Source organism: Thermodesulfitimonas autotrophica (genome assembly GCF_003815015.1).
GTDB lineage: Bacteria > Bacillota > Desulfotomaculia > Desulfotomaculales > Ammonificaceae > Thermodesulfitimonas > Thermodesulfitimonas autotrophica.
On the sequence record NZ_RKRE01000002.1, the window covers coordinates 266,654 to 293,113 of the forward strand.

Below are 26,460 nucleotides of genomic sequence, written 5' to 3' on the forward strand. Positions count from 1 at the left end.
CTCACTAATAACTAAATTCCGCACCAACCGGCGTTCCCCGTTTTCTACCCGCCTCGCTTATCCCAAACGATAGAGGCCCGCCAGGCCGAGCAAGCCGGCCACTAAGCCTACCAGCCAAAAGCTTACCACGACCCGGTTCTCCGACCACCCGCATAATTCAAAATGGTGGTGGAGCGGGCTCATCCGGAAGATACGCCTTCCCGTGAGCTGGTAGGATATCACCTGCAGGATAACCGAAAGAGCCTCGGCGGCGAAAACTGCTCCCACCACGAGGAGAAAGAGCTCGCTCCTGCTCAGGACTGCCGCCGCGCCGAGGGCACCGCCGAGCGCCAGGCTGCCGGTATCACCCATGAAGATGCGGGCCGGGTGCCGGTTATAAATTAGAAAACCGAGACAGCCGCCCGCCACCGCGGCGAGGCCCACCGCCAGCCCCATTTTGTCCATCACCAGCGCAAAGAGAAGGTAGACTCCGGCGGCTATCGCCACCAATCCCGCCGCCAGCCCGTCAAGCCCGTCGGTAAGATTGACGGCGTTCGCCGTGCCGGTCAGGACCAGAACGGTAAAAAAGGCGAAAAAGCCGAAGCCCCAATCGAAGTGCACCCCGCCGTCACGGAAAAAGCCGGAAAAAGGAACGGCCAGGTCCGTGCCCCGCCCCAGGAAAAAAACCGCGCCTACCGCCAGTCCCAGCGCCACAATCACCTGGGCTAACAGTTTTTCGCGCGCCCGCAGCCCGAGCGAGCGCTTCTTAACCACCTTTAAAAAGTCGTCGAGGAACCCCGTCAACCCGTAGGTCAACGTTACGAAGAGAAAGGTGAGCGCTTCCGCATTCCCCCGCGCAAACCACAGAACGGCTCCGGTAATACCTAAAAGAAAGAGCAGGCCGCCCATTGTCGGCGTTCCCGCTTTGGAAAGGTGGCGGGCCGGCCCATCGTAGCGAACCCGCTGCCCCACCTTTAGCTGTTTGAGCACGGGGATGAGGACCGGTCCAGTGCCAACCGTTACGGCGAGCGAAAGAAGGAAGGCCCCTGCTACCGGGTTCACTGTGCCGCTTCACCTCCCGTGCAGAGAGCCTCGGCCACTCTCTCGAGGCGCATCCCGCGTGATGCTTTTACCAGGACCGCTTCGTCACCCCGCAAAAGCTCTTTCAAAACGGCTACCGCTGCCGCCGCATCGGGGCAGGTTACCACCTGCCGCGGCGAAAGCCCGGCGGCCAAGGCCCCTTCCGCGATCCCTTGCGCCAGTTCCCCAACGGCCACCACTACGTCCGCAACCGCCGCCGCAGCCGCACCAATCTCCCGGTGGGCCGCTGCCGCCCGGCTGCCGAGTTCCAGCATGTCGCCGAGCACCGCCACGCGGCGCCTCTTTTTACCCACTTCCTTCAGCACCCCGAGCGCTGCCCGCATAGAAGCGGGATTGGCGTTGTAGGCGTCGTTTATCACGAGCAGCGTGCCGCACTCCCTTATTTCCAGCCGCATCCCGGTGAGCCTTACCCGCTCCAGGCCCTGCTGAATCTCTTCCGGCCCGAGGCCGAGCTCCCGCGCCACCCCTATGGCCGCGACCGCGTTAAGGGCGCTATGGTAGCCGGGCAGGGGGATGAAGTACTCGGTGACCAGACCCCCGGCGGCTACGGCGAAGCGACCGCCCCCGCCCACAGGCCCGTAGTCGGTCAGGCGAATCGTCGCCGCCCCACTCGTGCCAAAAAAGATAACCCGCCCGCGGCAGCGCTTTGCTTGCTCAAAAATGTAAGGGCTTTCGGCGTGGAGCACCGCAAAACCTGCCGCGGGAATGTAGTCCAGGATTTCCCCTTTCGCGGCCGCAATCGCGGCCACGCTCCCGAGGCGCTCGAGGTGGGTTTCCCCGATATTCGTAATCACCGCGGCATCGGGAGCGGCAATCCGGGCCAGCGCGGCGATCTCCCCCGCCCCGCGCATCGCCATTTCGACCACCGCCACTTCGTCGCCGGGCGAAAGAGACAGCAGCGTGAGCGGCACCCCGATTTCGTTGTTCAGGTTCCCCTGCGTAGCGCAAACCCGGTACCGCACGCCGAGGACCGCCGCTATAATGTCCTTGGTGCTCGTCTTCCCGGTGCTGCCGGTCACCCCGATCACCAAAACGCCTGCCTGTCGGCGCACGTAGCGGGCAAACGCCCCAAGGGCCGCCAGGACGTTAGGGACTAAAAGTACTACCGTCTCGCCGGGCAGGGCCGCCACCGGGCGGCTCACCACTACCCCTGCCGCTCCTTTGGCCACCGCATCGGGGACAAAATCATGCCCGTCGTAACGCTCCCCTTTAAGCGCAAAAAAGACGGCGCCGGGAGGGACCTGCCGGCTGTCGGTGGTAACCGCCGCCACCCGGCGGTTCGGTTCCCCCTGTAGTAAAGAAGCGTTAAGCGCTGCCGCCAACTCCGCAACCGTGACCGGAATCATTCCCCATCCCGCTCCCCAATCATTTCCCTTAGAATTTCCGCCGCCACCTTCCGGTCGTCGAAGGGCAACTTTTTATCGCCGATAATCTGGTAATCCTCGTGCCCCTTCCCGGCCAGCACCACAATGTCGCCCGCCTGCGCCTGCCCTAGCGCCAACGCAATGGCCGCGCGCCGGTCCGCTTCCACGGCGTAACTGTCCGGGGCGCCGCACCGCCGGAAACCCCTCTCGATCGCCGCAATGATGCGCTGCGGGTCCTCGCTGCGGGGGTTATCCGAAGTGATCACCGTGAAATCGGCGAGCTTGGCGGCTATCTCCCCCATTAACGGCCGCTTACCCGGATCCCGGTCACCGCCGCACCCGAAAACAACGATCACGCGGCCGCGGGTCTGCGCGCGCGCGGCCCGGAGGACGTTCTCCAAACCGTCGGGCGTATGGGCGTAATCGACCACCACCGCAAAATCCTGCCCGACATCAACCCGCTCAAAGCGCCCGGGCACCGCCGGCACGCCCTCCAGGGCCTCGACCACCCGGGCCACGGGGTAACCCTCCGTCACCCCGACCGCAAAGGCCGCCAGCGCGTTGTAAACATTAAACCTTCCCACAAGCTGCAACCGTACCGGCACCGCCCCCCCAGCCCACTCTACCGTAAAGGTGGTCCCGTCGCGCCCGAGCTCGATTTCCCGCGCCCGGAAGGCGGCCTCCCGTTCCACACCGTAGGTGACCACCTTACCCCCGCTTGCCGCCGCCAACCGCTGGCCGTACGGATCGTCAACGTTAAGCACGGCCCGTTTTGGCCGCCCCTTCACCCCCGGCTGCTTCAGCTCCAGAAAGAGACGCGCCTTGGCGGCGTAATAATCCTCCATGTCCCGGTGAAAATCGAGGTGGTCCTGCGTGAGGTTCGTGAAAACCGCTATATCGTACTCTATGCCCGTTACCCGCTCCAGCGCCAGGGCGTGGGAAGAAACCTCCATCACCACCGTTTTTACCCCTTCATCCACCATCCGCCGGAGCAGGGCCTGCAGATCGAGAGACTCCGGTGTCGTCCGCTCGGCAGGAAGCACCGCGTCGCCGATCATCGCCCAGAGGGTGCCGATCAGCCCCGTCTTTTCCCCCTGAGCCTCATAAATCGCCCGGATAAGGTGGGTGGTGGTAGTTTTCCCGTTGGTCCCCGTGACCCCTACCAGCCGCAGCTGCCGGTCAGGATGGCCGTAAAAAGCCGCCGCCGCCAGCGCGAGCGCCCGCCGGGTGTCCGGAACGCAGACAGCAACGACCCCGGGCGGCACCGCAACCTCCTTTTCCACCACCACGCCCACCGCGCCCCGCCGGATGGCATCCCCAACAAAATCGTGCCCGTCCTGCCGAAAGCCTTTGATGGCGAAAAAGACAAAGCCGGGCTGAACCCGCCTGGAGTCGTAGGCCAGCCCCGCAGGCGCAAGCGCAAAGACCCGGGTAAGCGCCTCTTTCAGGCTTTCCGTTGCCAAAAATCACACCCCGTTACCGCAGGATTAACCCGCTAACCAGCCCCCAAATATTATTACCAGCTTCATCCTGAAAAAGCCACGGCCTCCCGCAAAAAGACCCCCGACTCCCAACCGGTCCTGCCCCGCAAGCAGGGCCCTCTTCAGGGGTGAAGCACGGTCGGCTGGCTTTCTTCTGCTTCCGGAGAAGCAAAAATCACCCGAACCGAGCCGCCGCGCCGGAGCCGGGTACCGGGAACCGGCGTTTGCTGCACCGCCACGCCGCTTCCTTCCGGAACGAGCACCAGGCCCATCTTTTCCAACAAGACGGCCGCGTCTTTAATCGTAAGGCCCGTGAGGTCGGGTACCGCGACTTCCGGGCCACCCTCCGGTGCCGCCTTGAGCTCCAAGATAACCTTCGTTCCCGTCAGCACCGTTGCCCCGCCCTGCGGAACCTGCGCCCGAACCACGTCCCCCTGACCGCGGACGGTAAACCTGAGCCCCGCGGCCCTCAGACGCTCGATCGCTTCGTGGACCGGCAAGTCAACGACCTCCGGAACCGTTACCGGCTTGGGTTCTTCCTCTATCAAATACCACGGTTTCTCCGGTTTTTCAAGGCCGGCTTGCTGCGGCACACCCAAGTAGCGCAAGGCGTCCTGCATCACCGCCTTAAAAGCGGGAGCCGCTACCAGGCTGCCGAAATAGACCCCCCCTTGCGGTTCCCAGACAACCACCAGCGTTACCAGACGGGGATTATCAACCGGGGCAAAACCGACAAACGAAGAGACGTATTTACCCGGAACGTAGCCACCGCCTGGCCCGACGACCTGGGCGGTTCCCGTTTTCCCTGCTGTCCGGTAACCGTCCAGGTAAGCGTTAACCCCCGTGCCTTTGAGGACCACGTTTTCTAAAAGCCGCGCCAACTCCTGCGCCTTTTCCCTTGACAAGACGCGCCGGCGGTGCTCCGGTTTAAAGACCCGCACCGTTTTCCCGTCGGGGGAAACCACTGCCCGGATAACCCGCGGGGCGAGCAACTCGCCGCCGTTGGCCACCGCCGCCGCCGCAGTGACGAGCTGGATAGGCGTTACGGCAATCGACTGACCGATGGACATCGTGGCGATATTCAGGTTGGTCGCCTTATTCTCCGGGATAAGGATACCTTTAGCCTCTCCTGGAAGGTTAATCCCGGTCGGCCGGCCGAAGCCGAAGGCCCGAATATACTTGTAGAACTTTTCCTTCCCGAGGCTTAGCCCCACCTGAATGAAGCCCGGGTTGCAGGAGTTCTGAACCACCTCCGCAAACGACTCGCTGCCGTGGCCGCCTTCTTTCCAGCACCGGATCCGCCTGTCCGCAACCTGCACAAAACCCGGGCAGTAAAAGTGGCTTTCCGGGCCAACCACGCCTTCGGAGAGCGCCGCCGCTGCCGTTACGATCTTAAAGGTTGAACCGGGCTCGTAGAGTTGCCAGATCGCCGGGTTGCGGTCCCAGACCGCCTGGGGCACGTCCCGCCAGGCGGCTGGATCGAAGGTGGGGCGGTTTCCTAAGGCCAGGATCTCGCCTGTTTTCGGGTCCATAACGATTATCGAGGCGGCCGCCGGGTGATAGGTATCGACGATCTTATCCAATTCCCGCTCCACAAAATACTGGATCGTCTCGTCGATCGTCAGCAGAACACGGTTTCCCGGAACAGGTGGGTAAAGATGGTGGAGCGCCGCCGGGATGTTCCGCCCGGCGGCATCCTGTTCGACCACTATCTTCCCCGGCACGCCGCGGAGGAACTTTTCGGCTGTTTTTTCCACCCCGGTGAGTCCCTGGTTATCCACCCCGACAAAACCAAGGATGTGGGCGGCCAGGGACCCGCAGTTATACTGGCGCCGGCTTTCCTCGATCAGCTCAATTCCCGGGAGCTTGAGTCCCCGTATTTGCCGCGCCGTCTCAAAGTCAACCTTCCGTTTAAGCCAGACAAAAGCCTGTTTTCTGGTAAGCAGCCGGTAGAGAGTTTCTTGATCCATCTTAAGGAGCGGCGCTAATTTGGCCGCGGTGCCTGCAGCATCCGCCACCTGCGCTGGCATGGCCGCGACGGAATCACAGCTCACACTCGTAACCAGCACCTTGCCGTTGCGGTCGCAGATATCCCCGCGTTTCGCCTCTACCGTGATTTCCCGGACCCTGTTCTCCCAAGCGCCCCGCTCAAGCTCAGCGCCGCGCACTAACTGAAGCCAGAAGAGCCGGCAGACAAGCAGAAAAAAAAGAAAAGCGGCCAGGACAAAAAGGCTAGCTAACCGCTTGCGCAGCACCAGATTGCTCATCCAATCTCCCCTGCCGGTCGCGAACTTTTCTGGCAAGTATATATTTACGAGAATCCGCTAACGGGCAGAACCGCCCCACCTGTCCGCAAGGAGCCCTAAAAGCGCCGGGAGCAAGCCGTCCGGGCGCGCTTCCTTTACCGCCTTCTTCCGCGCTGCCGGAACCGTAGGTATAACTGGCTGCCGGGCCGGAAGCGAGACCTCGAGCTGCGTCCCGGGTGCCGGGGGGACCATCCCGAGCTTTTGCACCGCCACCCTTTCGATTTCGTCAGCCGACAGAAGGCGGTCGACGGTCCCGGCGAGCGCCTCGTTTTCCATCCGCGCCGCGGCCAACTCCTTCTGGAATTCCTGCAGGCGATAACCAACGTAGGCCATGCGGGCCTGACAGAGCACGACCGTCACCCCGCAAAGAAAGGCCAGCAAAACCATGCCGCTGAGCTTCAGCCGCTCCGCCCGAACCGCTCTTCTAGGCCGCCGCAGCGGCTGCGGTTGCTGCGGCAGCGGGCGCGCCACCTGTTCCCGCGCGAGAATCACCCGGAAAATCCCCCCTGTCTTTAGCCGGTTAAGCGACCAACCTGCGTTATCCCCCGGAAATGACCAGCTGCCAACAGCGGTGGCTATTCGTGCCTGTTTCGCTCCCGGGCGGCCAGCCACCGGAAACTACCCGGCAGATTCTGCACCGTTCGCCGGCAGTTTCTCCGCCGCCCGCAGCCTGGCACTCCGCGAGCGGGGATTGCGTCCCAACTCCTCCCCCGCCGGCGTGCGCGGTTTCCGCGTGAGCCGCCGGAGCGCCGGCTTCTTGCCGCAAACGCACACAGGCGCTCCGGGCGGACAGATGCACCCCGCCTCCGCCGCTCTGATGAACTCCTTCACTATCCGGTCCTCAAGCGAATGGTAGCTCAGAACCACCAGGCGGCCACCAGGTCGCAGCAACCCGAGGGCCTGCTCCAGCGACGCCCGCAGCGCCTCGAGCTCCTGGTTCACCGCGATCCGCAGCGCCTGAAAAGTCCGGCGTGCCGGGTGGGGGCCCGTCCGGCGCGCCCCTGCCGGCACCGCCTTCTTGATCACCTCTACCAACTGGCCCGTCGTTTTAAGCGGCCCGCGCTCCCTTTCCGCCACAATAAAGTCCGCAATGCGGGAAGCCCACCGCTCCTCGCCGTATTCGGCAATTATTTTCGCGAGCTCGCGGGCACTCAGACTGTTAACCAGGTCGGCGGCCGTCACGGGCCCTTCCGGGTCCATCCGCATATCGAGCGGCACATCCTCCCAGTAGGTAAAACCCCGGGCCGGATTATCGAACTGGTAGGAGGAAACGCCGAGGTCGTAAAGTATCCCGTCAACCTGACGCACATTCAGTTCCGCAAGCACCGCCGCGAGTTTCCGGAAATCGGCCCGGACAAGCTGCACCCGCGGATCGGCCCCAAGACGCAGCCGCGCCGCCGCCAGAGCCTCCGGATCCCGGTCGAAGCCTATGAGCCGGCCCTGCGGGCCCAGGAGCCCGAGAATCGCCGCCGCGTGGCCTCCCCCGCCGACCGTGCAATCGACGTATATCCCGTCAGGCTTCACGCCTAAGAGCGCCACAACTTCCTTTATCATTACCGGCTGGTGCCGAAACTCCATCCGTCAGTACCCCTTAGTCTGTAGCCGGAAAATCAAAATCGACCAGCTTCTCCGCGATCTCCTCGTAGGCCGCCTGGGTCTGGGCGCTGTAACGCTCCCATTCCTCCTTCGCCCAGAACTCAACCCTTGAGGAAACCCCCAGGATAACTACGTCCCGAGCGAGGCCCGCGTAATCCCGCAAGGTTGCGGGTATGAGAATGCGCCCCTGTTTGTCCACCTCGAGCTCGGCGGCACCCGCAAAAAAAAGCCGGCTGAAGGCGCGGACGTCCGCCCGGGCGAAAGGCAAGCGGCGCAGCCTCTCCTCTAATTTGCCCCATTCAGCGAGCGGGAAACCAAAAAGGCACCGGTCGAGCCCCCGGGTTACCACAAAACGCTCTCCCAGTCCCTCCCGGAAACGGGCCGGGATGAAGAGGCGCCCTTTGGCGTCGACCGTATGCAGGTATTCCCCGATGAACATCTGAGGGACTGTCCCCCACTTTTAACCACTTAGCACCACATATTCGCCAGACCCATAAAAACTCCTTCTTTTTCTCAGAAAAAATTTCGACAAAATTCGCTGAACAACGGCCATCCGAATGGGAACATTCCGGGAGTACGGTAATACTGTATAGCAAGATCACGCAAACTACAGGTTCCAGACCGGGGGAGAAAAAGAGGAGATCGGGACAGAACAGCGAAAATCCCCTTAAATAAGACGAGATGCGGTTTTCTAGAAACGCCGCCGCGAAAGGAAGGGACGATGCAGCACCCCACCCAGAAGAACGAGACAAGCAAGAAGGTGGCTTCGGCCGTTGCCGCAGTGAGTTCTTTCCTCACGCCCTTCACGGGTGCCGCGATTAACATTGCCCTTCCCGCCATTCAGCGCGAGTTCGCGATGAACGCGCTCCTTTTAGGCTGGGTTTCCGCCTCTTTTCTCCTCTCGTCAGCCATGTTTCTGGTCCCCTTCGGCAGGATCGCGGACATTTACGGTAGAAAAAGGATTTTCCTCACCGGTATCACCCTTTTCGCGCTCTTCTCGCTTCTCTCCGCGCTCGCTAACTCCACCCTTACCCTCCTCGCGGCGCGCCTCCTGCAGGGTGTGGGCGCGGCAATGATTTTCGGTACCGGCGTGGCGATCCTCACTTCCGTCTACCCGCCTCAGGAAAGAGGAAAGGCCCTCGGCATTAACGTGGCCGCCGTCTATACGGGCCTCTCCCTCGGGCCGGTTCTGGGCGGAATCTTAGTCCACCAGTTCGGTTGGCGGAGCATTTTTCTCGCCGTTACGCTGCTGAGCGCAGGAGCGGTGATCTTAGCGTTGTGGAAACTGAAGGGGGAATGGGCCGAAGCCAGAGACGAGAAGTTTGACCTGCCGGGTGCGTTTATCTACGCCCTATCCCTTCCGGCTTTGATGTACGGTTTCTCCGCGCTTCCTGCCGTCGCGGGGATGCTCTTCATCGCTGCAGGGGTATTGGGCCTCATCCTCTTCGTTAGGTGGGAGCTCAGGGCCCAAAGCCCGCTTTTAAATATGGCCCTCTTCCGCAAAAATACCGTCTTCACTTTTTCGAACCTGGCCGCGCTCATCAATTACAGCGCCACCTTTGCCGTCGGCTTTTTGCTGAGCCTCTATCTGCAGTATTTAAAAGGGCTTACCGCTCAGGCCGCAGGAGCTACCCTCGTCTGGCAACCGGCGGTCATGGCCCTCTGCTCGCCTTTCGCCGGCCGCCTCTCCGACCGCACGGAACCCCGCATCGTTGCTTCCGTGGGGATGCTTCTTACCACCTGCGGGCTTCTCCTGCTCGCCTTTTTAAGCGCCGGCACCCCCTTCTGGGCCATCATTGCGGTGCTCATCCTGCTCGGCCTTGGCTTCGCCCTTTTCTCCTCCCCCAATACGAACGCCGTTATGAGCGCGGTGGAAAAACGGTATTACGGTGTAGCGTCGGGAACCCTTGGTACCATGCGCCTCACCGGGCAGATGTTCAGTATGGGCATCACCATGCTCGTCTTTGCCCTGTATATCGGCAAGGTGCAGATAACCTCTGCCTACTACGCGCCTTTCCTCGCCGCGGTGAAGAGCGCCTTCCTGATTTTCGCGGTGCTCTGCGCCGGCGGCATCTTCGCCTCGCTGGCCCGGGGCAAAATGCGTTAAACTGCCGCCGAAAAAGTTGCGGGTGGAGCCGCTGCCCCACCCAACTACTACCATTTCCCGGTTAACGGTGTGCTGCTCACACCTTGAACTTCTCTACTGCACTCCGCAGGACCTTTGCCACCTCCGCCATCGTGTCGGTAACGGCGGTAATCTCTTCGAGGGTGGCCGTTTCCTCTTCGGCGGTGGCGACGATGTTCTGCACCCCCGCGGAAAGCTCTTCGGTCGCCGCGGCCACCTGCTGCACACTGGCCGCCATGCCGCTGATCCGCTCAAGAATCCCGTTGAAGGAAGCCTTCCCGTCCGCCACGGCTTCTACGCTCGCTGCCGTAGCCTTCTCGCCCTCCTCCATCGCGCCGACGGCCGCCTGCGCCTCTTGCTGCACCCGGGCGATCAACTGGTTGATCTCCTTGGTCGATTTGCTCGACTGTTCGGCGAGCCGGCGAACCTCCTCCGCCACCACCGCGAAGCCGCGCCCGTGCTCCCCGGCCCTGGCCGCCTCGATGGCCGCGTTGAGGGCTAAAAGATTAGTCTGCTCGGCAATCTGGTCGATCAGGTCAACGATGCGCGAGATCTCTACCGCACTCGCGTTAAATTCCTTTACCGCCGCGCCGACCCGGCTGGCCGAAGCGGCAACGGCCCCGATCTTCTCCTCAATGAGGTCCATTTTCCGCTGCCCTTCGGTCGCCAGCCGGTTCGTTTCCTCGGCCTTAACCGAGAGGTCCTGCATATTCTGGGAAACCTGCGCCACCGTGTTGGCAATCTCCGAAATGTTGGCCGTCGTTTCCGAGACGCCTTCGGAGACCTGGCGCGTGCTTTCGGAAAGCTGATCAGACACTTCGCCTAAGGCATCCGTGTTGGCTTTCACGGTGCTCAGGGCAGCCCTGATGTCCCCCACCATTTGGTAAAAACCGGTAATAAGCCGCCCCATCTCTCCCCGGCAATCTTTTTCCGGTTCAATCGTGAAGTCGCCTGTACCAGCCACCCGGATTGCTTCCTCCAGCACGCCGATGGGGCGCAGAAGGTCTTTACGGAGCAGGAAGTAGATGACCGCCGCACCGGCCGCTACAATCAACACGAGGAGGATGAGGCTCTTCGCCAGCATGCCGTTCGTCTTGGCGATAATTTCCTGCCTATCGAGAACGCCTTTAATGTAAGCGACCGGTTGACCGGCGTAGTCGCGCAGGGGGATGATCAGCGCCGCGTACCGGCCACCCTGCGGGTAGCCTACCACCATCTTGTTCTCCGCTAGTGCCTCTTCTACAGAAGCTTCAGGCACCGGATAGTCATCTTTGGGCCCCGCCGCAGCCAAGAGAGTGCCCGGCAAACCGCCCCGCGGCGCCCGGTAAGCGTACCAGAAGCCGCCGAATTTCTTTGCCAGCTCGCTTACAATGCAGTCGTCAAGCTCAAAACCGTACTCTACGCTCCCGATATGTTTCTGTCCGTGAAAGACCGGTACCACCACCCGGAAAGAAACCGCTTCCGCCCCTTCCTCGATCCCTTCCACGATCTGCCGCGTCGCGTTGGCCTGCACCACCGTACGGCGAAAAGAAGAGAGGTCGTCGCCGTACTTCTGCGGGGACTGGACCCGGAGGAAAGAAGTGGCCGGCGGCAGATGGTAGTGAAACTGCTCAATCCCTTCCTTCTTAATCTGCTCGTAAATCGGCCGGCTGAGAGCCAGAAGCTTTTCCCTGTCCCTGCGGGCGAAGGCCGCCTGGATCTCGGGGTTGCGCGCGACGCTCAAAACGCCTACCCGGGCCGTGGCGAGGACATCCTCTAACTTGTTTTCGACCATAACCCTAAGCGATGCGTACCGGTTTTGCTCCTCCTGGCGGAGCAGATGCCGCGCGGTAACAAACTCGTAAGCCACCAGAAAGACCGCAACCAGAGTTAAAACGAGCGTTGTTAGGACGAGAATCCGCGACCGGCCCTGGATAAAGCGGTTCAGCAACCCACATCCCCCCAAAAAAGATCTTCGCTTTTTAGCAATATCGGTTTCTCTACGGCAAACTTGAGCCTCGCAGACAAAACTTAAGGGGGCGATTTCTCGCCCCCGCTTACCGTCCGCCGCCTGCATTGCGCCACCGGTGCCTAACGTTTTTCCTCCGCCTTCCCCCGGATGCGCAGGGTGCTTTTTACCCCGGAAACCGCAAGGCCTAAAAAACTCCGGTTACGCTCTAAGATCTCGGCCAGCGCACCGAGAACGTAATCGATTTCCGCAAAGCCTACGCCAAGAGGCGGTTCGAGCCGGATGACGTTGGGGTTATTCAGGGTATAGGCCGTGAGCACCCGGTGGCGGTTCAAAAGCTCACCGGCGACGAGGCTCCCGAGATACTCCTCCGCAAGCTTATCCAGCAGACCGAAGGCGAACTTATGGGCAAACCCCTTTTTCTTCTCCGCAAACTCAACCCCGATCAAAAGCCCTCTGCCGCGCACATCGCTAATAAGTGGCGAAGTCGCCTTGAGCTCCCCGAGCTTCCGGAGCAGGTAGTCCCCTTTTTCGGCAGCCTGACGCGGCAGGTCCTCTTCGATGATCACCGCAAGCGCCGCGATGGCTGCAGCGCAGGCCCAAGCGTTGCCGCCGAAGGTAGAGGTGTGTAAAAGCGCCCGGTCGAGCGAGCCGTAGGCCTTCTTCCAGGCGGCATCCGTGGCGATGTAGGCGCCGATGGGCATCACCCCGCCGCCGAGCGACTTCGCCAGGCAGAGGATGTCGGGCTCCACCCCTTCGTGTTCGCACGCAAACATCCTCCCCGTGCGGCCGAGGCCCGTCTGGATCTCATCCGCGATGAAGAGCGTGCCGTGCTTGGCACAGAGGCGCTTCGCCTCCTTCAGGTAGCCCGGCGCCGGGACGTTGATCCCGCCCTCGCCCTGGATCGGCTCGACGATAAAAGCCGCCGCGTCCTTCGGATGGAGCGCTTCCTCAAGCGCCGCGAGGTCGTTGTAGGGGATTGCCTGGCAGGCGGCAACTAAAGGCCGGAAGGGCTCCTGGTACTTGTGCCGGCCGGTAACCGACAACGCCCCCATCGTCTTCCCGTGGAAAGAATTTTCCGTATAAATCAGCTTGGTCCGGCCGGTGGCGATGCGGGCCAGCTTCACCGCCCCCTCCACCGCCTCGGCACCGCTGTTGCAGAAAAAGGAGCGCTTGAGGTCCCCGGGAGCGACCGCGGCCAGGTTTTTCGCCAGCGCGCCCGCCAAGGGTGATAACGACGCCTGCAGCAAATTCGGCAGTTGCCGCACCGCCTCTACGGCGGCAATGACCCGCGGGTGGTTGTGCCCGGTGTTAAGCGACCCGTAACCACCTAAGAAGTCGAGGTACTCGCGCCCCTCGCTATCCCAGAGGCGCACCCCTTCGGCGCGGACGAACCGTCTATCGAAATCCAAGAGCTTGAGCAGCGTCACGAGGCCGGCGTTGAGGTATTCCTGGTGGAGCGCGCGCACCTGGTCGCGGTCCAAGGATAATGCTTCTTCAAGCGTGATAAAGCCGTTTTTCCCCGCCAAAACCGTTCTCCTCCTTCTTTCGCCCGGGTCCGGACGGAAGATTCCCGGAAAAACTTTGCGTCCGGCAGACTATCTCTTCGCCGCCGCGCAAGAAAATCCTCTTAAAATTTGGCAGGCGGCCGGCCTTTGCTTGACAGCAAGAAGCGCTTTCAGTAAAATCAACCTGTATTCTGCACTAAAGTAGAATTTGGCGGTTTCTTGGCCTGACGAAAGGGGGGACCAAGCCGCGGATGTTTACAAGTCTTACGGAAAAGCTGCACGAGGTCTTCAAGAAGCTGAAAAGCAAGGGAAAGTTGACGGAAGAAGACGTTAACGCGGCGCTGAAAGAGGTCCGGGTGGCGCTTCTGGAGGCCGACGTTAACTTTAAAGTGGTCAAAGACTTCGTTGCGCGTGTCCGGGAGCGGGCGGTAGGACAGGAGATCCTGGCCAATCTCAACCCCGCCCACCAGGTGATCAAGATCGTCCGGGAAGAGCTGACCGCGCTTATGGGCGGTCAGGACGCGCGACTCAATACCGCCGCCAAGCCCCCCACGGTGATCATGATGGTGGGTCTCCAGGGCTCGGGTAAAACAACCACCGCCGCGAAGCTCAGCCTCTTCCTCAAAAAACAGGGGCGCCGGCCGCTTTTAGTCGCCGCCGACATCTACCGGCCCGCCGCCATTAAGCAGCTTCAAGTCCTCGGCGAGCAGATCCAGGTGCCCGTTTTTTCCCGGGAAGGGGATCCGGTGGCCATCGCGGTGGGCGCGGTTGAGGAAGCAGGCAAGAAGGGCTACGACCCCGTTATTATCGATACGGCGGGGCGCCTGCACATCAACGAAGAGCTGATGACGGAACTGGAGCGGCTCAAAGCCGCGGTCAAACCCCACGAAATCCTGTTAGTGGTGGACGCGATGACCGGGCAGGACGCCGTGCGGGTTGCCGAAACCTTCCACCAGCGCTTGGGGCTCGACGGGGTGGTTTTAACCAAGCTCGACGGCGATACGCGGGGTGGCGCAGCCCTTTCCATTCGCGCGGTGACGGGCTGCCCCATTAAGTTCGCCGGCGTCGGCGAGAAGCTCGATATGCTTGAGCTTTTCCACCCCGACCGGATGGCGGACCGGATCCTGGGCATGGGCGACATCCTCACCCTCATTGAAAAGGCGCAGACAACCTTGGACGCCCAGCAGGCCGTGGAGATGCAGAAGCGGATCAAGAGCGCCGACTTCAACCTGGAGGATTTCCTTACCCAGCTCCGCCAGTTCAAGAAAATGGGACCCCTGGAGCACATTCTCAGCATGCTCCCTGGCTTCGGCGGCATGAAAAAGCTGCGGGAGGAGTTCCAGTTCGACGAGCGGGAGCTGGTGTGGGCGGAAGCCATCATCAACTCGATGACCCCGGAGGAACGACGCCACCCCGAGATCATCGACGGGAGCCGACGGCGCCGGATCGCCCGCGGCTGCGGCCTGACGGTCCAGGACGTGAACCGGCTGTTGAAACAATTCGAGCAGACAAAGAAGCTGGTCCGCCAGCTTACGTCTTTCGAGAAGGGTTTCAAGAAGGGCGCTAAACTCGGACGATTCCCTTTCATGTGAGACAATACCGACGGAAGGAGGTGAAACGGTTGGCCGTTAAAATCAGACTGAAAAGAATAGGCGCCAAGAAGCAGCCCCGTTACCGGATCGTGGTAGCGGACGCCCGTTCGCCGCGAGACGGCCGTTTTATCGAAGAGATCGGCTATTATAACCCGGTTGCCGACCCGGCCGAACTCAAGATCGACGAAGCCCGGGCCCGGGAGTGGCTTGCCCGCGGCGCGCAGCCGACCGATACCGTGCGGGCACTGTTAGCGCGAACCGGAATCCTGTAAGCGGGGGAAGGGCCGGACTAATAGGGGGCTAAGACGCTAATGAAGGAACTCGTCGAGATTCTGGCCAAAGCCCTGGTCGATAAGCCAGAAGAGGTGGATGTCAAGCTCATCGAAAAAGAACAGTCTGTCGTGATCGAGCTGCGGGTGGCCGCCGAAGATACGGGGAAGGTAATCGGGAAGCACGGCCGGATTGCCCGTGCGCTCCGGCAAATGGTAAAGGCTGCGGCGGCCAAGTCCCGCAAAAAAGTAGTCCTCGAGATTCTTTAAACACCTGGTGAACGACATGGACCGGATAACCGTTACCCGGCCGGTGATCATCAAAGCGCGGGTAACCGAAAAATACAAGGAGTTTCTCCTGGCCAGGCTCGCCGCGGCAATCGAAGAAGCAGACCGCGAAGTGCAGCGGGTCGAATTCCAGGCCAAACGGCTGCACGCCGAAAAGAAAGGCCGCCCGGTCCCCGCCGAAATCGAACAGCTCGAAAGGGTGCGCCGGGAAAAGGTGGCGGAAAAACAGCGGCTGCAGCACCAGTACGAGGCCCTGAAACAACTTCCTCCCGGTGCGGAAATCATCCAGGGACGCACCGAAAGCCTGGTGGAAATAGGAATAGGCGACGATGCAAAACGCCTCAACCCGGTGGAGATCGTAATTGAAGAAGGAAAGGTTATCGCGCTCAGGGAGCAGGGTTGAACCGGTAAAGGAGGAGTTCATTACCGTAGGCGAAATTGTGGCCCCCCACGGATGCCGGGGGGCCGTTCGCATTCTCCCCCTGACCGACTTCCCGGAGCGTTTCCTCCGGATGGAAAAGCTGATCCTGTTAAGGAAGGGCGAAAGAAAGTCTTACGTGGTTGAGGAAGCACGGGAGCACAAAAGGTTTGTCATCGTCAAGCTCGCCGGCATCGATACCATGGACGACGCGGCGGCCCTCCGGGGGGCCCTCATTCAGGTGCCCCGCGGGGAAACGGTACCGCTCCCGCCAGGCCGTTACTACGTTTTTGAAATCATAGGACTCAAGGTCTGGTCGGAGGAAGGAGCCTTCCTCGGCGAAGTGAGCGCGGTTCTGGCGACCGGCGCGAATGACGTTTACAGCGTCCAGACACCTAGCGGCAGAGAGATCCTGATCCCCGCCCTGAAGGCGGTAGTCCGGAAAATCGATCTTCAGGAGGGGAAGATGGTGGTCCGGCTGCCGGAAGGACTTTTATGAGCGTCTGGCGCTCGCGGTTCAGCAATGATAGGGGGTGAAGCGACGGAAAATGCAATTCGATATCCTCACCCTCTTCCCGGAGATGTTTACCGGCCCCTTCTCTGCCAGCATTATCAAGCGGGCAATTGAGCGGGACCTGTTGACGGTAAACTTAATCAACATCCGGGATTACGCACGGAACAAACACCGCACCGTGGACGATGCCCCTTACGGCGGCGGCGCCGGAATGGTCATGGAGCCCGAACCTGTCGTCTTGGCTCTCGAAGCAGTGCGGGAAAAGCGCGGGGGCGATATGGGCCCGGTAATCCTGCTCTGCCCCCAGGGCGAGCCGTTTACCCAGCGGCTGGCGGCCGAGCTGGCGGAGGAGGAGCATATTGTCCTCGTCTGCGGCCACTACGAAGGAATAGACGAGCGGGTGAGAGCATACACCACCGGCGAAATCTCCATTGGCGATTACGTGCTGACCGGCGGAGAGCTGCCGGCGATGGTGGTGGTGGACGCCGTTTCCCGCCTTATTCCGGGCGTCCTGGGTGAAGAAACGTCACCCGTGACGGACTCTTTCGCCACCGGTCTTCTGGAGCACCCGCACTACACGCGCCCCCGGGAATTCCGCGGCGCAGCGGTGCCGGAGGTGCTCTTAAGCGGCCACCACGCCCGGATAGCCCGCTGGCGGCGCGAGGAAGCGCTGCTGCGCACCCTCGTCCGGCGCCCAGACCTTCTCGCCACGGCGGCCCTGACCGCCGACGATAGGCGTTTTCTCAAGGAACTCGCCACCCACCTTAACCGTCTAAATCTCGGCGACTAAATTATTGCGGCCGGCAGGAACCCGTGGTATAATTTTTCCTGGTTTCCGTGCGGGGAAAACCATTTTTACGGAAGGGAAGCGAGGAACCGAAAATGACCCATATTCAGGAGTTGTTTGCTAACGAAGCGCATCTAACGAAGGAGATCCCTGATTTCCGGCCGGGAGATACCGTACGCGTCCACGTCAAGGTAGTAGAAGGCGGCCGGGAAAGGATCCAGGTATTTGAAGGCGTAGTCATCCGGCGCCGTGGGGGCGGGCTCGACGAGACCTTCACCGTCCGGCGCGTCTCCTACGGCGTGGGCGTTGAGCGCATCTTCCCGCTGCGCTCGCCGCGGATTGACCGCATCGAGGTGGTCCGGCGCGGTAAGGTACGGCGCGCCCGTCTTTACTACCTGCGGAAATTACGCGGCAAAGCTGCACGTATCGAAGAACGGCGATAGAAAACGGGGCCCGGAAAGAAGTAAAAAGGGCCCCTTTTGCTTGCAACCGCCGCTCAAAAGCGATTACCGATATCATAACGGGGGGTTCTGGCGCTGAAACCAAGGGGAGAATCTGGCTTCCTGGGGGACATCCTCGAGTCGCTCATCATCGCGATCGTTTTAGCCGTCGTCATCCGGGCCTTTATTTTTCAGCCCTTTTACATTCCTTCCGGCTCGATGATGCCGACGCTTTACCGGGGAGACCGGATCATCGTCTCTAAACTCTCCTACCGGTTCCACCCTCCCCAGCGGGGTGACATCATCGTTTTTCACTACCCCCACAACCCGAAGAAAACCTACATCAAGCGGCTGATCGGTCTTGGCGGCGAAACGGTAACGCTGGCCGACGGCAAACTTTTTATCAACGGGCAGGAGGTTCCTGAACCCTACCTGCCGCCGGGTACCTATTTTGCCGACTTTGGTCCGGTGAAGGTCCCCGAAGGCTGCTACTTTATGCTCGGTGATAACCGGATGAACAGCGAGGACAGCCGAGTGTGGGGCTTTCTGGACCGGCGGTTGATTATCGGGAAAGCGGTGCTCGTCTACTGGCCACCGGACCACATTAAAGTAATCCACTGAACCGCTTAAGGAAGAGGGCCGATGGATATTCACTGGTATCCGGGCCACATGGCCAAAGCCCGGAAGCTCATCAGGGAATCCCTCAAGCTCGTTCACGTCATCTTCGAACTACTTGACGCCCGCATTCCCCGCTCCAGCCGCAACCCCGACATCGCCGCGCTCCTTGCCGGCAAGCCCCGGGTGGTGATCCTGAATAAGACCGACCTCGCCGACCCCGCCGAAACCCGCCTCTGGGCCGAGAGGTTAGTTGCCGAAGGCACGCCCGTGGTGCAGCTCGACTCCTTCACCGGGCGCGGTTTTGGCAAAATCCCGCGCGCCGTGCGGGAGGCGGCCGCACCCGGGCGCACCGGGACTATCAGAGGTATGGTCGTCGGCATCCCGAACGTCGGTAAATCCACCTTCATCAACCGGCTCGCCGGCCAAAAGGCGGCGGCCACCGGCGCCCGGCCCGGCGTGACGCGTGGCAAGCAGTGGATCCGCGTTGCTCCGGGAATCGAGCTGCTCGACACGCCCGGCGTCCTTTGGCCCCGCTTTGACGACCGGGAAGTGGCACTCAAGCTCGCGGCCACCGGAGCGCTGAAAGAAGAAGCGATCGACTGCGAGGCAGTCGCCCTCTGGCTTCTCGACTGGATCCGTGCCGAATACCCGGGGGTGCTCAAGCGCCGCTACCAATTGGCGGCGCTGCCGGCCGACAGCCATATGCTCTTGGAAACGATCGGGCTGAAGCGCGGGCTGGTGGTCGCCGGGGGCCGGGTGGACCGCTTTAAGGCGGCGGTGGCGCTCCTGAAAGAGTTCCGGGAGGGCCGGCTCGGCAGGTTTACCCTGGATAAATGTCCGGTTTGATAAAAATTCAAGGGCGCCGGAATAAAGCCGCAGGCCGTTTCTATAAGGCCCCGCAGGTTGGAGGATGCCGATGTTTCCGCAATACACGGTAACCTTTTCGGAAGATGCCCGGGAGTTACTTTGCCGGGGCACGCCCGCTGAAGAAAAAGCGCGCTACGAAGCCCTTTTCTTTTTTGAGCAGGACCTGCGGCGGCGCGGCTGCGCGCTGATCGCCGGCGTGGATGAGGCTGGCCGGGGACCGCTGGCCGGCCCGGTGGTAGCCGCAGCGGTAATCCTGCCGGAAGAGGTGGACCTGCCAGGACTTGACGACTCCAAGCGCCTCAGCGCCGCGCAGCGGGAACGTCTGGCAGCGCAGATCTGCACTTGTGCCCGCGCCTGGGCGGTGGGCCTGGCCTCCGTCGCCGAGATCGACGCCCTAAACATCCTCCAGGCCTCTTTCTTAGCGATGCGCCGGGCACTCGCCGGCCTTCCCCTTAAGCCCGACCACGTAGTGGTGGACGGGCGTCCCATCCCCCGCCTCCCCCTGCCCCAGACGGGCGTAGTCCGCGGCGACGCGCAGGTGGCGGCGGTGGCCGCGGCCTCGATCATCGCCAAAGTGACGCGCGACCGGCTAATGGTCGCGCTCGACCGGGAGTTTCCCCAGTACGGCTTCGCCCGGCACAAGGGCTACCCCACCCGCGAACACCTCGCCATGCTCCAGCGGTACGGCCCCTCCCCCCACCACCGGCGGAGCTTCGGCCCGGTGAAAGCCCTGCTCGGAGGACCGGGCGGTTATGCCTGACGCGAGGCGACGCCGCGGCGCCGAAGCGGAAGCTTTGGCCGCCGCGTACCTCAAGCGCAAGGGCTACCAGATTCTCGCCCGGAACTACCGCTGCCGCTACGGCGAAATCGACCTCATCGCCATAGACCAGGGCACCCTCGTCTTCGTCGAGGTCCGGGCCAAATCCTCCCTGCACTTCGGCACCCCTCAGGAAAGCGTCGGCTACAAAAAACAGCAGAAACTCCGGGAAGTGGCGCGCTACTACTTGGCCAACGAGTGGCGCCGGGGCAGCCCCTGCCGCTTCGACGTCGTCGCCGTGCAGTTCGACCGGGAAAGCGGGGAAATGAAAGACCTCGAGCACATCGAGAACGCGTTTTAAAAAAAGTTGCGGCACCGCTGTTTCTGAACCGGTAGCTACCCGTAAAGAGGTGCCTGTGGCCCCGGAATCCGCCTCTAAAAAGCCGCCCCCTCGCGCTCCCGGTACTGCAGCGCCTCGGCGATGTGCGCGGTGCCGATCGCTTCGGCACCTTCCAGGTCCGCGATGGTCCGGGCAACTTTCAATACCCGGTCGTAGGCGCGCGCACTCAGCGCCATTTGCCGGAAAGCCGCCTGCAACATCCGCTGCGCCTCCCGCGTCGGGCCACAGAAACGTCGCACCTGAGCACCCGTCATCGCCGCGTTACAGGTGACCGGCGTGCCCCGGAAACGCTCCCGCTGGACCGCCCTTGCCCCCTCCACGCGCTGGCGCACCGCCGCCGAGCTTTCCCCAGCCGGTTCGCCGGCCAGCTCTTCAAACCGGACCCGCGGGACGGTGATGCAGATATCGATCCGGTCGAGCAGCGGCCCGGAAAGACGGCTCCGGTAGCGCTGCAGTTGCGCCGGCGAGCAGGTGCACTCTTTCTCCTGGTCCCCTTGATAACCGCACGGGCAGGGGTTGGCAGCAGCAACCAGCATGATCCGCGCGGGAAAGGAAACCGCGGCTGCCGCGCGCGAAACAGTCACGATCCCGTCCTCCAGCGGCTGGCGCAGGGCCTCGAGCGCTTCCTTAGAAAACTCGGGGAATTCGTCGAGAAAAAGAACGCCGTGGTGGGCGAGGCTCACTTCCCCCGGGCGGGGATAGCGGCCGCCCCCGACAAGCGCCGCTGGCGAAGCGGTGTGGTGGGGCGCGCGGAAGGGTCGCTCCCGCAAAAGCGGCTCGCCCGGAGGTAAAAGGCCCGCCAGGCTGTGGATTTTTGTCACCTCGAGCGCCTCCGCGAAAGTCATCGCCGGTAAAATGGTAGGCAACCGCCGCGCCAGCATCGTCTTGCCCGTTCCCGGCGTGCCGATCATGAGAACGTTGTGCCCGCCAGCCGCCGCCACTTCAAGCGCCCGCTTAGCATAAAGCTGGCCCCTAACCTCACTAAAATCAAGCGTCGCTTTCCGGGGTTCACCCGCCGCCAGGTCAACCCTGCACGGCTGCGGGAGCTCTCGCTCCCCAGCGAGAAACTGCGCCAGCTCCTGCAGATTTTCCACGGGATAAACCGTGGCCCCCGCCACCAGCGCCGCCTCGTGGGCATTTGCTGCCGCCACCACTACCTCGTTTTCCCCGTAGTCCACCGCAGCCGCCACCGCCGGCAGCACCCCGCAGACCCCCCGCACCGTGCCGTCGAGCGAGAGTTCGCCAAAATAGACAAACCGGGCCGCGGCTTGGGCCGGCACCTGCCCCGTCGCCGCCAGGATGCCGGCGGCCAGCGCGAGATCGTAACCCGGTCCCTCCTTACGGATATCGGCCGGGGCCAGGTTGACCGTAATCCGCCCGAGCGGAAACGTAAATCCGGCATTTTTCAGCGCCGCCCGCACTCTGTCGCGCGCCTCGCGGACGGCCGCATCTGGAAGCCCCACAATCTCAAAGGCAGGCAATCCCCCGCCGACATCAACTTCCACCCGCACCAAATACCCCTGCAGGCCGTAAAGCGCCACGCTTTTAACCACCGCCAGCAACTGCGCCGCCTCCCCTTGATTTCAAGCTTCAATTCGCCACAACGGTTAAGGCTTCCTCCTTTATCCCTGGTAAATCCACCTTTTCGACAGCTTACCAGTGTGGTATTCTTTATCTAAACGCCTGTAGGTCTACCGATGGATTAGGGAGCCGGGTAAAACGGAAGAATAGTTCTCAAAACCGAGGTGACACTGGTGACAACGCTCTTAAAAGCAGTAAAGGGACACGAGATCTGGCTCCTGCCGGAGGCCGGCCACGGCCACAAAGGCCGTGAACTGCGCTGCCGGCTCTTTTACGGCCACGCGATGCACCCGGACGGGGTAGCCCCCCGCGACCGGCTTAGGGCTTGGGCGGTTGATCCGGGGGGTGAAAAGATCAGCCTCCCGGTCACCGAAAACGGCGACGACCACCACCTCGTCCGGCTGGTGCCGGAGCGGGAAGGGCTGTGGGCGCTGGTCGCTGAAAATGACGTAGGCCCCATAGTGTTGACTAAAGGCGGGCTTTACAAGCCCGGCACGCGCAAGGAGTACCCGGACGCCCGCGAGGCTGCCTGTTACTACCAGTACGCCAAAACTTACCTGCAGGTCGGCCACTTTTGCGCCGCCTGCGGCGACCTCTTCAAACAAGCTGACGTCAGCTTCTTGGGGAACGAGCTCGAGATCGTCCTGTCGCCCGGCGATTACCGCGCCGGCAGCGAGGTCGCCCTCCAGGTGCGCTACCGCGGCGGGCCGCTCCCTGGCGCGCTCCTCTGCGCCAACTGGAGTCTCAGCGAAAAAAGGGACTGGCCGCTGCGCGTTCCCACCGACGCCCAGGGCCGGGCAACGATCCGCCTGACGGCAGGCGGCCACTGGCTCTTCTACGTCCGCCACACCGATGCCGGCCGCGGCGTGCCGGGCGAGTACGAAAAACGGGTGGTCAGCGCCACCCTAAGCCTGTACGGCGTCCGGTAAACCAAAATACGCCACGCTCGTTGTTTCCTACCCTGACGCCGCGCAAAAACGGGGCCCGCCGCTTTTACCCCCGGCGGGCCCCGCCTAATTTTACATCAAAACCTTTAAAACTTAATGAACCACCTTTGAGCCGAGCCGCAGCACCAAACTCGCCATCGTCCGCTTCTCCGCGGGCGTAGCCATGCGCCACATCTCCTTAAGCAGCGCCTCCTCCGGCGAATCGGGCTTCACAAACTTGGCCAGCACGTCACCTAAATTAATAATCCCGTCCACAAGCTGCTCGTCGGAAAGCCCTGCGGCCTTGCCTTCCCTTATCTTGGCCGCCAGCTCTTTGGGGAAATTCTCTAGGGCCATCCGCTCCCCGTGCTCCATCCGTTCCATAGAACCTTCACCTCCTCACCTTTTAAGGTGAGTTTTCCCGGTGAAGGTAATTTTTATTCGCGCTCTGGCGGGAGTGCGTGGGAATCGAACCCACCACGGACTTTTGGCCCGTCAGCTGGTTTTGAAGACCAGGAGGCCCACCAGGACCCGTCCACCCCCACCCTCGATTATAGCGAAAAAAGCGAAAACCTGTCAAACCCGCCCGGGCAATAAGCGCCAAAGCCAGCTACCCTTTCTTCCCCTCCCGCAGCCGGCGCAGTTTTTCCAGTCGCTCCCTTAAAACCGCCTCGGCGCCCCGGTCCGTAGGTTCATAGTAAATAGTGCCGCGCAACCCCGCCGGCAGGTAGTCCTGCGCGACGAAACCGCCGGGGTAGTCGTGGGGGTACTTGTAGCCGGCGCCGTGGCCGAAGGATTTGGCGCCACGGTAACTGGCGTCCCGCAGGTGCGGCGGCACCGGGCCGGTTTCTTTCTGCGCCACGTCCGCCAGCGCCTGCTCAACCGCCCGGTAGGCCGCGTTACTTTTCGGGGCTAGAGATAGGTAGATCACCGCTTCGGCCAAAATGATCCGCGCCTCCGGCAGCCCGACGAACTGCACCGCGTCCGCCGCCGCTTGGGCAACCAGTAACGCCCGCGGGTCGGCGAGGCCCACATCTTCGGCGGCGCTGATGACCAGCCGCCGCGCAATAAACTTCACATCTTCCCCGGCAGCCACCATCCGGGCTAAGTAGTGCAGCGCCGCGTCCGGATCACTTCCCCGGATCGACTTGATGAAGGCCGAAGCGACATCGTAGTGCGTATCGCCCGCCTTGTCGTACTGCAGCGCCCGCTGGCGGATGCACTCCGCCGCCGCCGGCAGATCGATGGTGATGACCCCGTCTGGCCCCGGCGGGGTGGTCAGAACCGCCACCTCCAGCGCCCCGAGCGCCGCCCGGGCGTCCCCGGCCGCAGCATTAGCCAAGTGGTCCAGCGCCTCAGGCAATAGTCTCACGGCATACATCCCCAGCCCCCGCTCCGGATCCGCCAGCGCCCGGGTCAGGATTATCCGGAGGTCCTCAGCAGTCAGCGGCTCAAACCGGAAGATCTTAGCGCGGGAGCGGAGCGCCCCCACAATCTCAAAGTAGGGATTCTCGGTAGTGGTGCCAATAAGGGTAATGATGCCATCCTCGACGAAGGGGAGCAGCGCGTCCTGCTGGAGCTTGTTCAGGTGGTGAATCTCGTCGAGGCACAAGACCACCGGTCGCCCCTCCCGCTGGGCCCGCGCGGCCACCTCCCGCAGCTCCTTCACCGTAGTAAGCGCCGCGTTTAAGCGCACAAAAGGACTGCCGCTCGTTCGGGCGGCGATCTCAGCCAGCGCCGTCTTGCCGGTACCCGGCGGCCCGTAAAAAATGGCCGAGCCCAGCCGCCCGGCTTTTATCGCCCGGTAAAGGAGCTTTCCTTCGGCGAGCAGGTGGCGCTGCCCGACGAATTCCTTCAGGGTCCGGGGCCTAAAACGGGCCGCAAGGGGTTGCGTTGCCAGTTCTTCTTTCAGGTTGCCATCCCCTAACATTGGCGACTCCCTTTCTTGGTAGACGGACCAGGTAATCCTATCGCCGTAAAAGCATACCGGCCAGCAGCTCTTTAAGCTCTCGCGCGTTAGCCACGGCATAACTGCCGGCGTCGTTGTTGAAGTAGGCGTAAACGTCCCGGCCCGCAGCGAGGTGTGCCGCCATCTTTTCCGCCCAGACCGCCAGCACCTCCCGTGGGTAGGAAGAAGCGTAAAGGCGCTCGTGCCCGTGAAAGCGATAGTAAGCGAAATTGGTCGTGATCGCCTCGACGCAGGGCCAGCGCGGCGCGTCAGCGGTACAGAGGGCGTACCCGTAAGCGCGCAGAACATCGTAAATTTCGGGGGCAAACCACGTTGGGTGGCGAAACTCGAAAGCGTGACGGGTCGTCTTCGCCACCGGGTTTTCCTGCAGCAACCCGCAAAACTCTTCCAGGCGCTTCCGGTCGGCGCGCATCCCGGGCGGTAGCTGCCAGAGAACTACGCCTAATTTTTCCCCGAGCAGCGCCGCGCGGGTAAAAAAAAGGGCCACCGTCGCGGCCACATCGCTTAACCGCTTCTGGTGGGTAATGAGACGGCTTCCCTTTAAGGTAAAAGAAAAACCAGGCGGTGAAATCTGGTACCAGGTTTTCAGGGTGCTTTCCCGGGGAAGGCGGTAAAACGTGACGTTAAGTTCGACGGTGTTAAAAACCGTGGCGTAAAAACGTAACTGCTCGCGGGCAGGCAGCTCCGGCGGGTAAAAAGTCCCCCGCCAGTGCGGGTAGCTGTAACCGCTCGTGCCTATCCACGCAATAGCCTGCCGCCCCGCCATGGAAGCCATTCGCCCCGCGTTGGTTCACGGCAAGACCCGCACCGGGTCACCCGCCCGGACCCGGCCACCCCGCACCACCCGGCCAAAAACCCCTTCACTTGGGAGTAGCCGCAGCCCGTGGAAGGAATAGTGATGGGGCTTGACTTCCTTCCCGATCTGGACCACTTCCAGAACACCCTCCCCTACTTGCAGCCGGTCGCCGGGCCGCAGTCCCCGGAGGTCAATGCCGCGGGTAAGGATATTCTCCGCAAAATCCCCGGCCTGCGCCGGAACTCCTGTTTCCTGGGCCACCCGGAGAACGCTTTCCTCCATCAGCAGGCTCACCTGCCGGGACGTCCCCGCATGGGCGTCACCACGCAGGCCGTAATTCTCCTCGAAGAAGCCCTCACCCACATTCTCCTTGGCCGTGCCCCGTTCGCGGCTAATACAAACGGCCACTACCTGACCCTCATTCACTCTTTCCACCCGCGCTTTGCTCATTCTCTTCTCTAGGCAGCAGTTCGAAAAGATTCATATCCAGGCTTAGCGTTACGGGACGCTGCGGCGGGTTTTTAACGCGGAGCCGGAAAACCGGGTTCTTCAAGAGGCACTGCCAGACGGTAACCCCCTCGTAACAAGCGCTTTTATCGGCTATTACCCACTCCCCGTCGCGGTGCTCTTCGAGAAAAAGGATAAAGCGCCCGTTGCTTTTTGCTCTGAAGGCCACAACCAGCGGTTGGCTCCGGAACTCTCCTAGGGTAATCTCTTCACCGGGAGCAAGTTCGCGGTCCTGGAGCAGGGAAATGATATTGGGTTTAAGCGCCGGCACCGGGCAGACATCAAACAAAGGATAGTACATAGGCGTCCTCCTGTAAAATTTT

28 protein-coding genes and 1 tRNA gene are annotated in these 26,460 nt (G+C 62.0%); 13 read left to right on the plus strand and 16 right to left on the minus strand.

Going from position 1 to position 26,460, the window contains the following annotated elements; all coding sequences use genetic code 11:
* Positions 1–57 precede the first annotated feature (57 nt).
* The 7 genes from mraY to mraZ all read right to left on the minus strand — a co-directional run bounded on the left by mraY (position 58) and on the right by mraZ (position 8,266).
* The gene (gene mraY, locus EDD75_RS05090) at positions 58–1,041 is read right to left on the minus strand and encodes a phospho-N-acetylmuramoyl-pentapeptide-transferase (RefSeq protein WP_123929019.1); all 984 of its coding nucleotides are present in this window, start codon (positions 1,039–1,041) and stop codon (positions 58–60) included.
* Complete coding sequence (locus tag EDD75_RS05095; protein ID WP_123929022.1) at positions 1,038–2,426, minus strand: UDP-N-acetylmuramoyl-tripeptide--D-alanyl-D-alanine ligase; 1,389 nt, start codon at positions 2,424–2,426, stop codon at positions 1,038–1,040. Before EDD75_RS05095 ends, mraY begins: the two co-directional genes overlap by 4 nt.
* The gene (locus tag EDD75_RS05100; protein ID WP_123929025.1) at positions 2,423–3,907 is read right to left on the minus strand and encodes a UDP-N-acetylmuramoyl-L-alanyl-D-glutamate--2,6-diaminopimelate ligase; all 1,485 of its coding nucleotides are present in this window, start codon (positions 3,905–3,907) and stop codon (positions 2,423–2,425) included. The genes EDD75_RS05095 and EDD75_RS05100 overlap by 4 nt, the downstream gene beginning before the upstream one ends.
* A gap of 140 nt (positions 3,908–4,047) precedes the next feature.
* On the minus strand, positions 4,048–6,192 hold the full coding sequence (locus EDD75_RS05105) for a stage V sporulation protein D (RefSeq protein ID WP_123929027.1): 2,145 nt from the start codon (positions 6,190–6,192) through the stop codon (positions 4,048–4,050).
* Between the two features lie 57 nt (positions 6,193–6,249).
* Positions 6,250–6,723: an FtsB/FtsL family cell division protein gene (locus tag EDD75_RS05110; RefSeq protein ID WP_123929030.1), complete on the minus strand. Its 474-nt coding sequence runs from the start codon at positions 6,721–6,723 to the stop codon at positions 6,250–6,252.
* 126 nt (positions 6,724–6,849) lie between these two features.
* The gene (rsmH, locus tag EDD75_RS05115; protein WP_123929032.1) at positions 6,850–7,809 is read right to left on the minus strand and encodes a 16S rRNA (cytosine(1402)-N(4))-methyltransferase RsmH; all 960 of its coding nucleotides are present in this window, start codon (positions 7,807–7,809) and stop codon (positions 6,850–6,852) included.
* A gap of 13 nt (positions 7,810–7,822) precedes the next feature.
* A complete protein-coding gene (gene mraZ / locus EDD75_RS05120; protein WP_123929036.1) occupies positions 7,823–8,266 on the minus strand; it encodes a division/cell wall cluster transcriptional repressor MraZ in 444 nt (147 codons plus the stop codon).
* A gap of 282 nt (positions 8,267–8,548) precedes the next feature.
* Between mraZ and EDD75_RS05125 the strand changes: the two genes are divergently transcribed.
* A complete protein-coding gene (locus tag EDD75_RS05125; RefSeq protein ID WP_123929039.1) occupies positions 8,549–9,934 on the plus strand; it encodes an MFS transporter in 1,386 nt (461 codons plus the stop codon).
* Between the two features lie 76 nt (positions 9,935–10,010).
* Here EDD75_RS05125 and EDD75_RS05130 read toward each other — a convergent pair whose 3' ends face one another.
* Together EDD75_RS05130 and EDD75_RS05135 are read right to left on the minus strand one after the other, a co-directional pair.
* Positions 10,011–11,882, minus strand: coding sequence for a methyl-accepting chemotaxis protein (locus tag EDD75_RS05130; RefSeq protein WP_170157723.1), 1,872 nt, complete (start codon positions 11,880–11,882; stop codon positions 10,011–10,013).
* A gap of 140 nt (positions 11,883–12,022) precedes the next feature.
* A complete protein-coding gene (locus EDD75_RS05135; RefSeq protein ID WP_211328098.1) occupies positions 12,023–13,429 on the minus strand; it encodes an aspartate aminotransferase family protein in 1,407 nt (468 codons plus the stop codon).
* 230 nt (positions 13,430–13,659) lie between these two features.
* Here EDD75_RS05135 and ffh point away from each other — a divergent pair, with 230 nt between their 5' ends.
* From ffh to EDD75_RS05190, 11 genes are all read left to right on the plus strand, one after another.
* The gene (gene ffh / locus EDD75_RS05140) at positions 13,660–15,000 is read left to right on the plus strand and encodes a signal recognition particle protein (RefSeq protein ID WP_123929045.1); all 1,341 of its coding nucleotides are present in this window, start codon (positions 13,660–13,662) and stop codon (positions 14,998–15,000) included.
* 29 nt (positions 15,001–15,029) lie between these two features.
* The gene (rpsP, locus tag EDD75_RS05145) at positions 15,030–15,272 is read left to right on the plus strand and encodes a 30S ribosomal protein S16 (protein WP_123929048.1); all 243 of its coding nucleotides are present in this window, start codon (positions 15,030–15,032) and stop codon (positions 15,270–15,272) included.
* Positions 15,273–15,311: 39 nt separating this feature from the next.
* Positions 15,312–15,539: a KH domain-containing protein gene (locus tag EDD75_RS05150; RefSeq protein WP_123929051.1), complete on the plus strand. Its 228-nt coding sequence runs from the start codon at positions 15,312–15,314 to the stop codon at positions 15,537–15,539.
* Positions 15,540–15,555: 16 nt separating this feature from the next.
* Positions 15,556–15,960, plus strand: coding sequence for a YlqD family protein (locus tag EDD75_RS05155; RefSeq protein ID WP_123929054.1), 405 nt, complete (start codon positions 15,556–15,558; stop codon positions 15,958–15,960).
* The gene (gene rimM / locus EDD75_RS05160) at positions 15,920–16,474 is read left to right on the plus strand and encodes a ribosome maturation factor RimM (protein ID WP_123929056.1); all 555 of its coding nucleotides are present in this window, start codon (positions 15,920–15,922) and stop codon (positions 16,472–16,474) included. The genes EDD75_RS05155 and rimM overlap by 41 nt, the downstream gene beginning before the upstream one ends.
* A gap of 49 nt (positions 16,475–16,523) precedes the next feature.
* Complete coding sequence (gene trmD, locus EDD75_RS05165; RefSeq protein ID WP_123929059.1) at positions 16,524–17,279, plus strand: tRNA (guanosine(37)-N1)-methyltransferase TrmD; 756 nt, start codon at positions 16,524–16,526, stop codon at positions 17,277–17,279.
* A gap of 92 nt (positions 17,280–17,371) precedes the next feature.
* Positions 17,372–17,719, plus strand: coding sequence for a 50S ribosomal protein L19 (gene rplS / locus EDD75_RS05170; protein ID WP_123929063.1), 348 nt, complete (start codon positions 17,372–17,374; stop codon positions 17,717–17,719).
* 129 nt (positions 17,720–17,848) lie between these two features.
* Positions 17,849–18,337, plus strand: coding sequence for a signal peptidase I (gene lepB / locus EDD75_RS05175; protein ID WP_281277493.1), 489 nt, complete (start codon positions 17,849–17,851; stop codon positions 18,335–18,337).
* 21 nt (positions 18,338–18,358) lie between these two features.
* Positions 18,359–19,180 carry a ribosome biogenesis GTPase YlqF gene (gene ylqF, locus EDD75_RS05180; protein WP_123929069.1) on the plus strand — a complete coding sequence of 274 codons (822 nt, stop codon included), beginning with the start codon at positions 18,359–18,361 and terminating at the stop codon, positions 19,178–19,180.
* Positions 19,181–19,250: 70 nt separating this feature from the next.
* Positions 19,251–19,961, plus strand: a complete 711-nt coding sequence (locus tag EDD75_RS05185; RefSeq protein ID WP_123929073.1) for a ribonuclease HII — start codon at positions 19,251–19,253, stop codon at positions 19,959–19,961.
* The gene (locus tag EDD75_RS05190) at positions 19,954–20,319 is read left to right on the plus strand and encodes a YraN family protein (RefSeq protein WP_123929076.1); all 366 of its coding nucleotides are present in this window, start codon (positions 19,954–19,956) and stop codon (positions 20,317–20,319) included. Before EDD75_RS05185 ends, EDD75_RS05190 begins: the two co-directional genes overlap by 8 nt.
* A 74-nt stretch (positions 20,320–20,393) precedes the next feature.
* On the opposite strand, the gene EDD75_RS05195 is transcribed toward EDD75_RS05190, so the two are convergent.
* Positions 20,394–21,920 (minus strand): YifB family Mg chelatase-like AAA ATPase, encoded by a 1,527-nt coding sequence (locus tag EDD75_RS05195; RefSeq protein WP_123929107.1) that lies wholly within the window; start codon positions 21,918–21,920, stop codon positions 20,394–20,396.
* Positions 21,921–22,112: 192 nt separating this feature from the next.
* On the opposite strand from EDD75_RS05195, the gene EDD75_RS05200 reads away from it, so the two are divergent.
* On the plus strand, positions 22,113–22,868 hold the full coding sequence (locus tag EDD75_RS05200; RefSeq protein ID WP_170157724.1) for a DUF4198 domain-containing protein: 756 nt from the start codon (positions 22,113–22,115) through the stop codon (positions 22,866–22,868).
* Positions 22,869–22,979: 111 nt separating this feature from the next.
* Here EDD75_RS05200 and EDD75_RS05205 read toward each other — a convergent pair whose 3' ends face one another.
* The 6 genes from EDD75_RS05205 to EDD75_RS05230 form a co-directional block, all read right to left on the minus strand.
* Entirely contained in the window at positions 22,980–23,249 is a 270-nt protein-coding gene (locus EDD75_RS05205) for a DUF3243 family protein (protein ID WP_123929113.1), read from the minus strand.
* A 65-nt stretch (positions 23,250–23,314) separates the two neighbouring features.
* A tRNA-Sec gene (locus EDD75_RS05210) sits at positions 23,315–23,408 on the minus strand.
* Positions 23,409–23,475: 67 nt separating this feature from the next.
* Entirely contained in the window at positions 23,476–24,795 is a 1,320-nt protein-coding gene (locus EDD75_RS05215) for a replication-associated recombination protein A (RefSeq protein ID WP_123929115.1), read from the minus strand.
* Positions 24,796–24,832: 37 nt separating this feature from the next.
* Positions 24,833–25,600, minus strand: a complete 768-nt coding sequence (locus EDD75_RS05220; protein ID WP_170157725.1) for a DUF72 domain-containing protein — start codon at positions 25,598–25,600, stop codon at positions 24,833–24,835.
* A gap of 24 nt (positions 25,601–25,624) precedes the next feature.
* The gene (locus EDD75_RS05225; protein ID WP_211328099.1) at positions 25,625–26,056 is read right to left on the minus strand and encodes an MOSC domain-containing protein; all 432 of its coding nucleotides are present in this window, start codon (positions 26,054–26,056) and stop codon (positions 25,625–25,627) included.
* Positions 26,049–26,438 (minus strand): hypothetical protein, encoded by a 390-nt coding sequence (locus EDD75_RS05230; RefSeq protein WP_123929124.1) that lies wholly within the window; start codon positions 26,436–26,438, stop codon positions 26,049–26,051. The genes EDD75_RS05225 and EDD75_RS05230 overlap by 8 nt, the downstream gene beginning before the upstream one ends.
* Positions 26,439–26,460 lie beyond the last annotated feature (22 nt).

Coding starts and splice junctions, on each gene's coding strand:
- EDD75_RS05095 (WP_123929022.1), bottom strand. CDS start 2,426: ATGATTCCGGTCACGGTTGCGGAGTTGGCGGCAGCGCTTAACGCTTCT.
- EDD75_RS05105 (WP_123929027.1), bottom strand. CDS start 6,192: ATGAGCAATCTGGTGCTGCGCAAGCGGTTAGCTAGCCTTTTTGTCCTG.
- rsmH (WP_123929032.1), bottom strand. CDS start 7,809: ATGGAGTTTCGGCACCAGCCGGTAATGATAAAGGAAGTTGTGGCGCTC.
- mraZ (WP_123929036.1), bottom strand. CDS start 8,266: ATGTTCATCGGGGAATACCTGCATACGGTCGACGCCAAAGGGCGCCTC.
- EDD75_RS05125 (WP_123929039.1), top strand. CDS start 8,549: ATGCAGCACCCCACCCAGAAGAACGAGACAAGCAAGAAGGTGGCTTCG.
- ffh (WP_123929045.1), top strand. CDS start 13,660: ATGTTTACAAGTCTTACGGAAAAGCTGCACGAGGTCTTCAAGAAGCTG.
- EDD75_RS05150 (WP_123929051.1), top strand. CDS start 15,312: ATGAAGGAACTCGTCGAGATTCTGGCCAAAGCCCTGGTCGATAAGCCA.
- EDD75_RS05155 (WP_123929054.1), top strand. CDS start 15,556: ATGGACCGGATAACCGTTACCCGGCCGGTGATCATCAAAGCGCGGGTA.
- trmD (WP_123929059.1), top strand. CDS start 16,524: ATGCAATTCGATATCCTCACCCTCTTCCCGGAGATGTTTACCGGCCCC.
- rplS (WP_123929063.1), top strand. CDS start 17,372: ATGACCCATATTCAGGAGTTGTTTGCTAACGAAGCGCATCTAACGAAG.
- ylqF (WP_123929069.1), top strand. CDS start 18,359: ATGGATATTCACTGGTATCCGGGCCACATGGCCAAAGCCCGGAAGCTC.
- EDD75_RS05185 (WP_123929073.1), top strand. CDS start 19,251: ATGTTTCCGCAATACACGGTAACCTTTTCGGAAGATGCCCGGGAGTTA.
- EDD75_RS05190 (WP_123929076.1), top strand. CDS start 19,954: ATGCCTGACGCGAGGCGACGCCGCGGCGCCGAAGCGGAAGCTTTGGCC.
- EDD75_RS05205 (WP_123929113.1), bottom strand. CDS start 23,249: ATGGAACGGATGGAGCACGGGGAGCGGATGGCCCTAGAGAATTTCCCC.
- EDD75_RS05215 (WP_123929115.1), bottom strand. CDS start 24,795: ATGTTAGGGGATGGCAACCTGAAAGAAGAACTGGCAACGCAACCCCTT.
- EDD75_RS05220 (WP_170157725.1), bottom strand. CDS start 25,600: ATGGCGGGGCGGCAGGCTATTGCGTGGATAGGCACGAGCGGTTACAGC.
- EDD75_RS05230 (WP_123929124.1), bottom strand. CDS start 26,438: ATGTACTATCCTTTGTTTGATGTCTGCCCGGTGCCGGCGCTTAAACCC.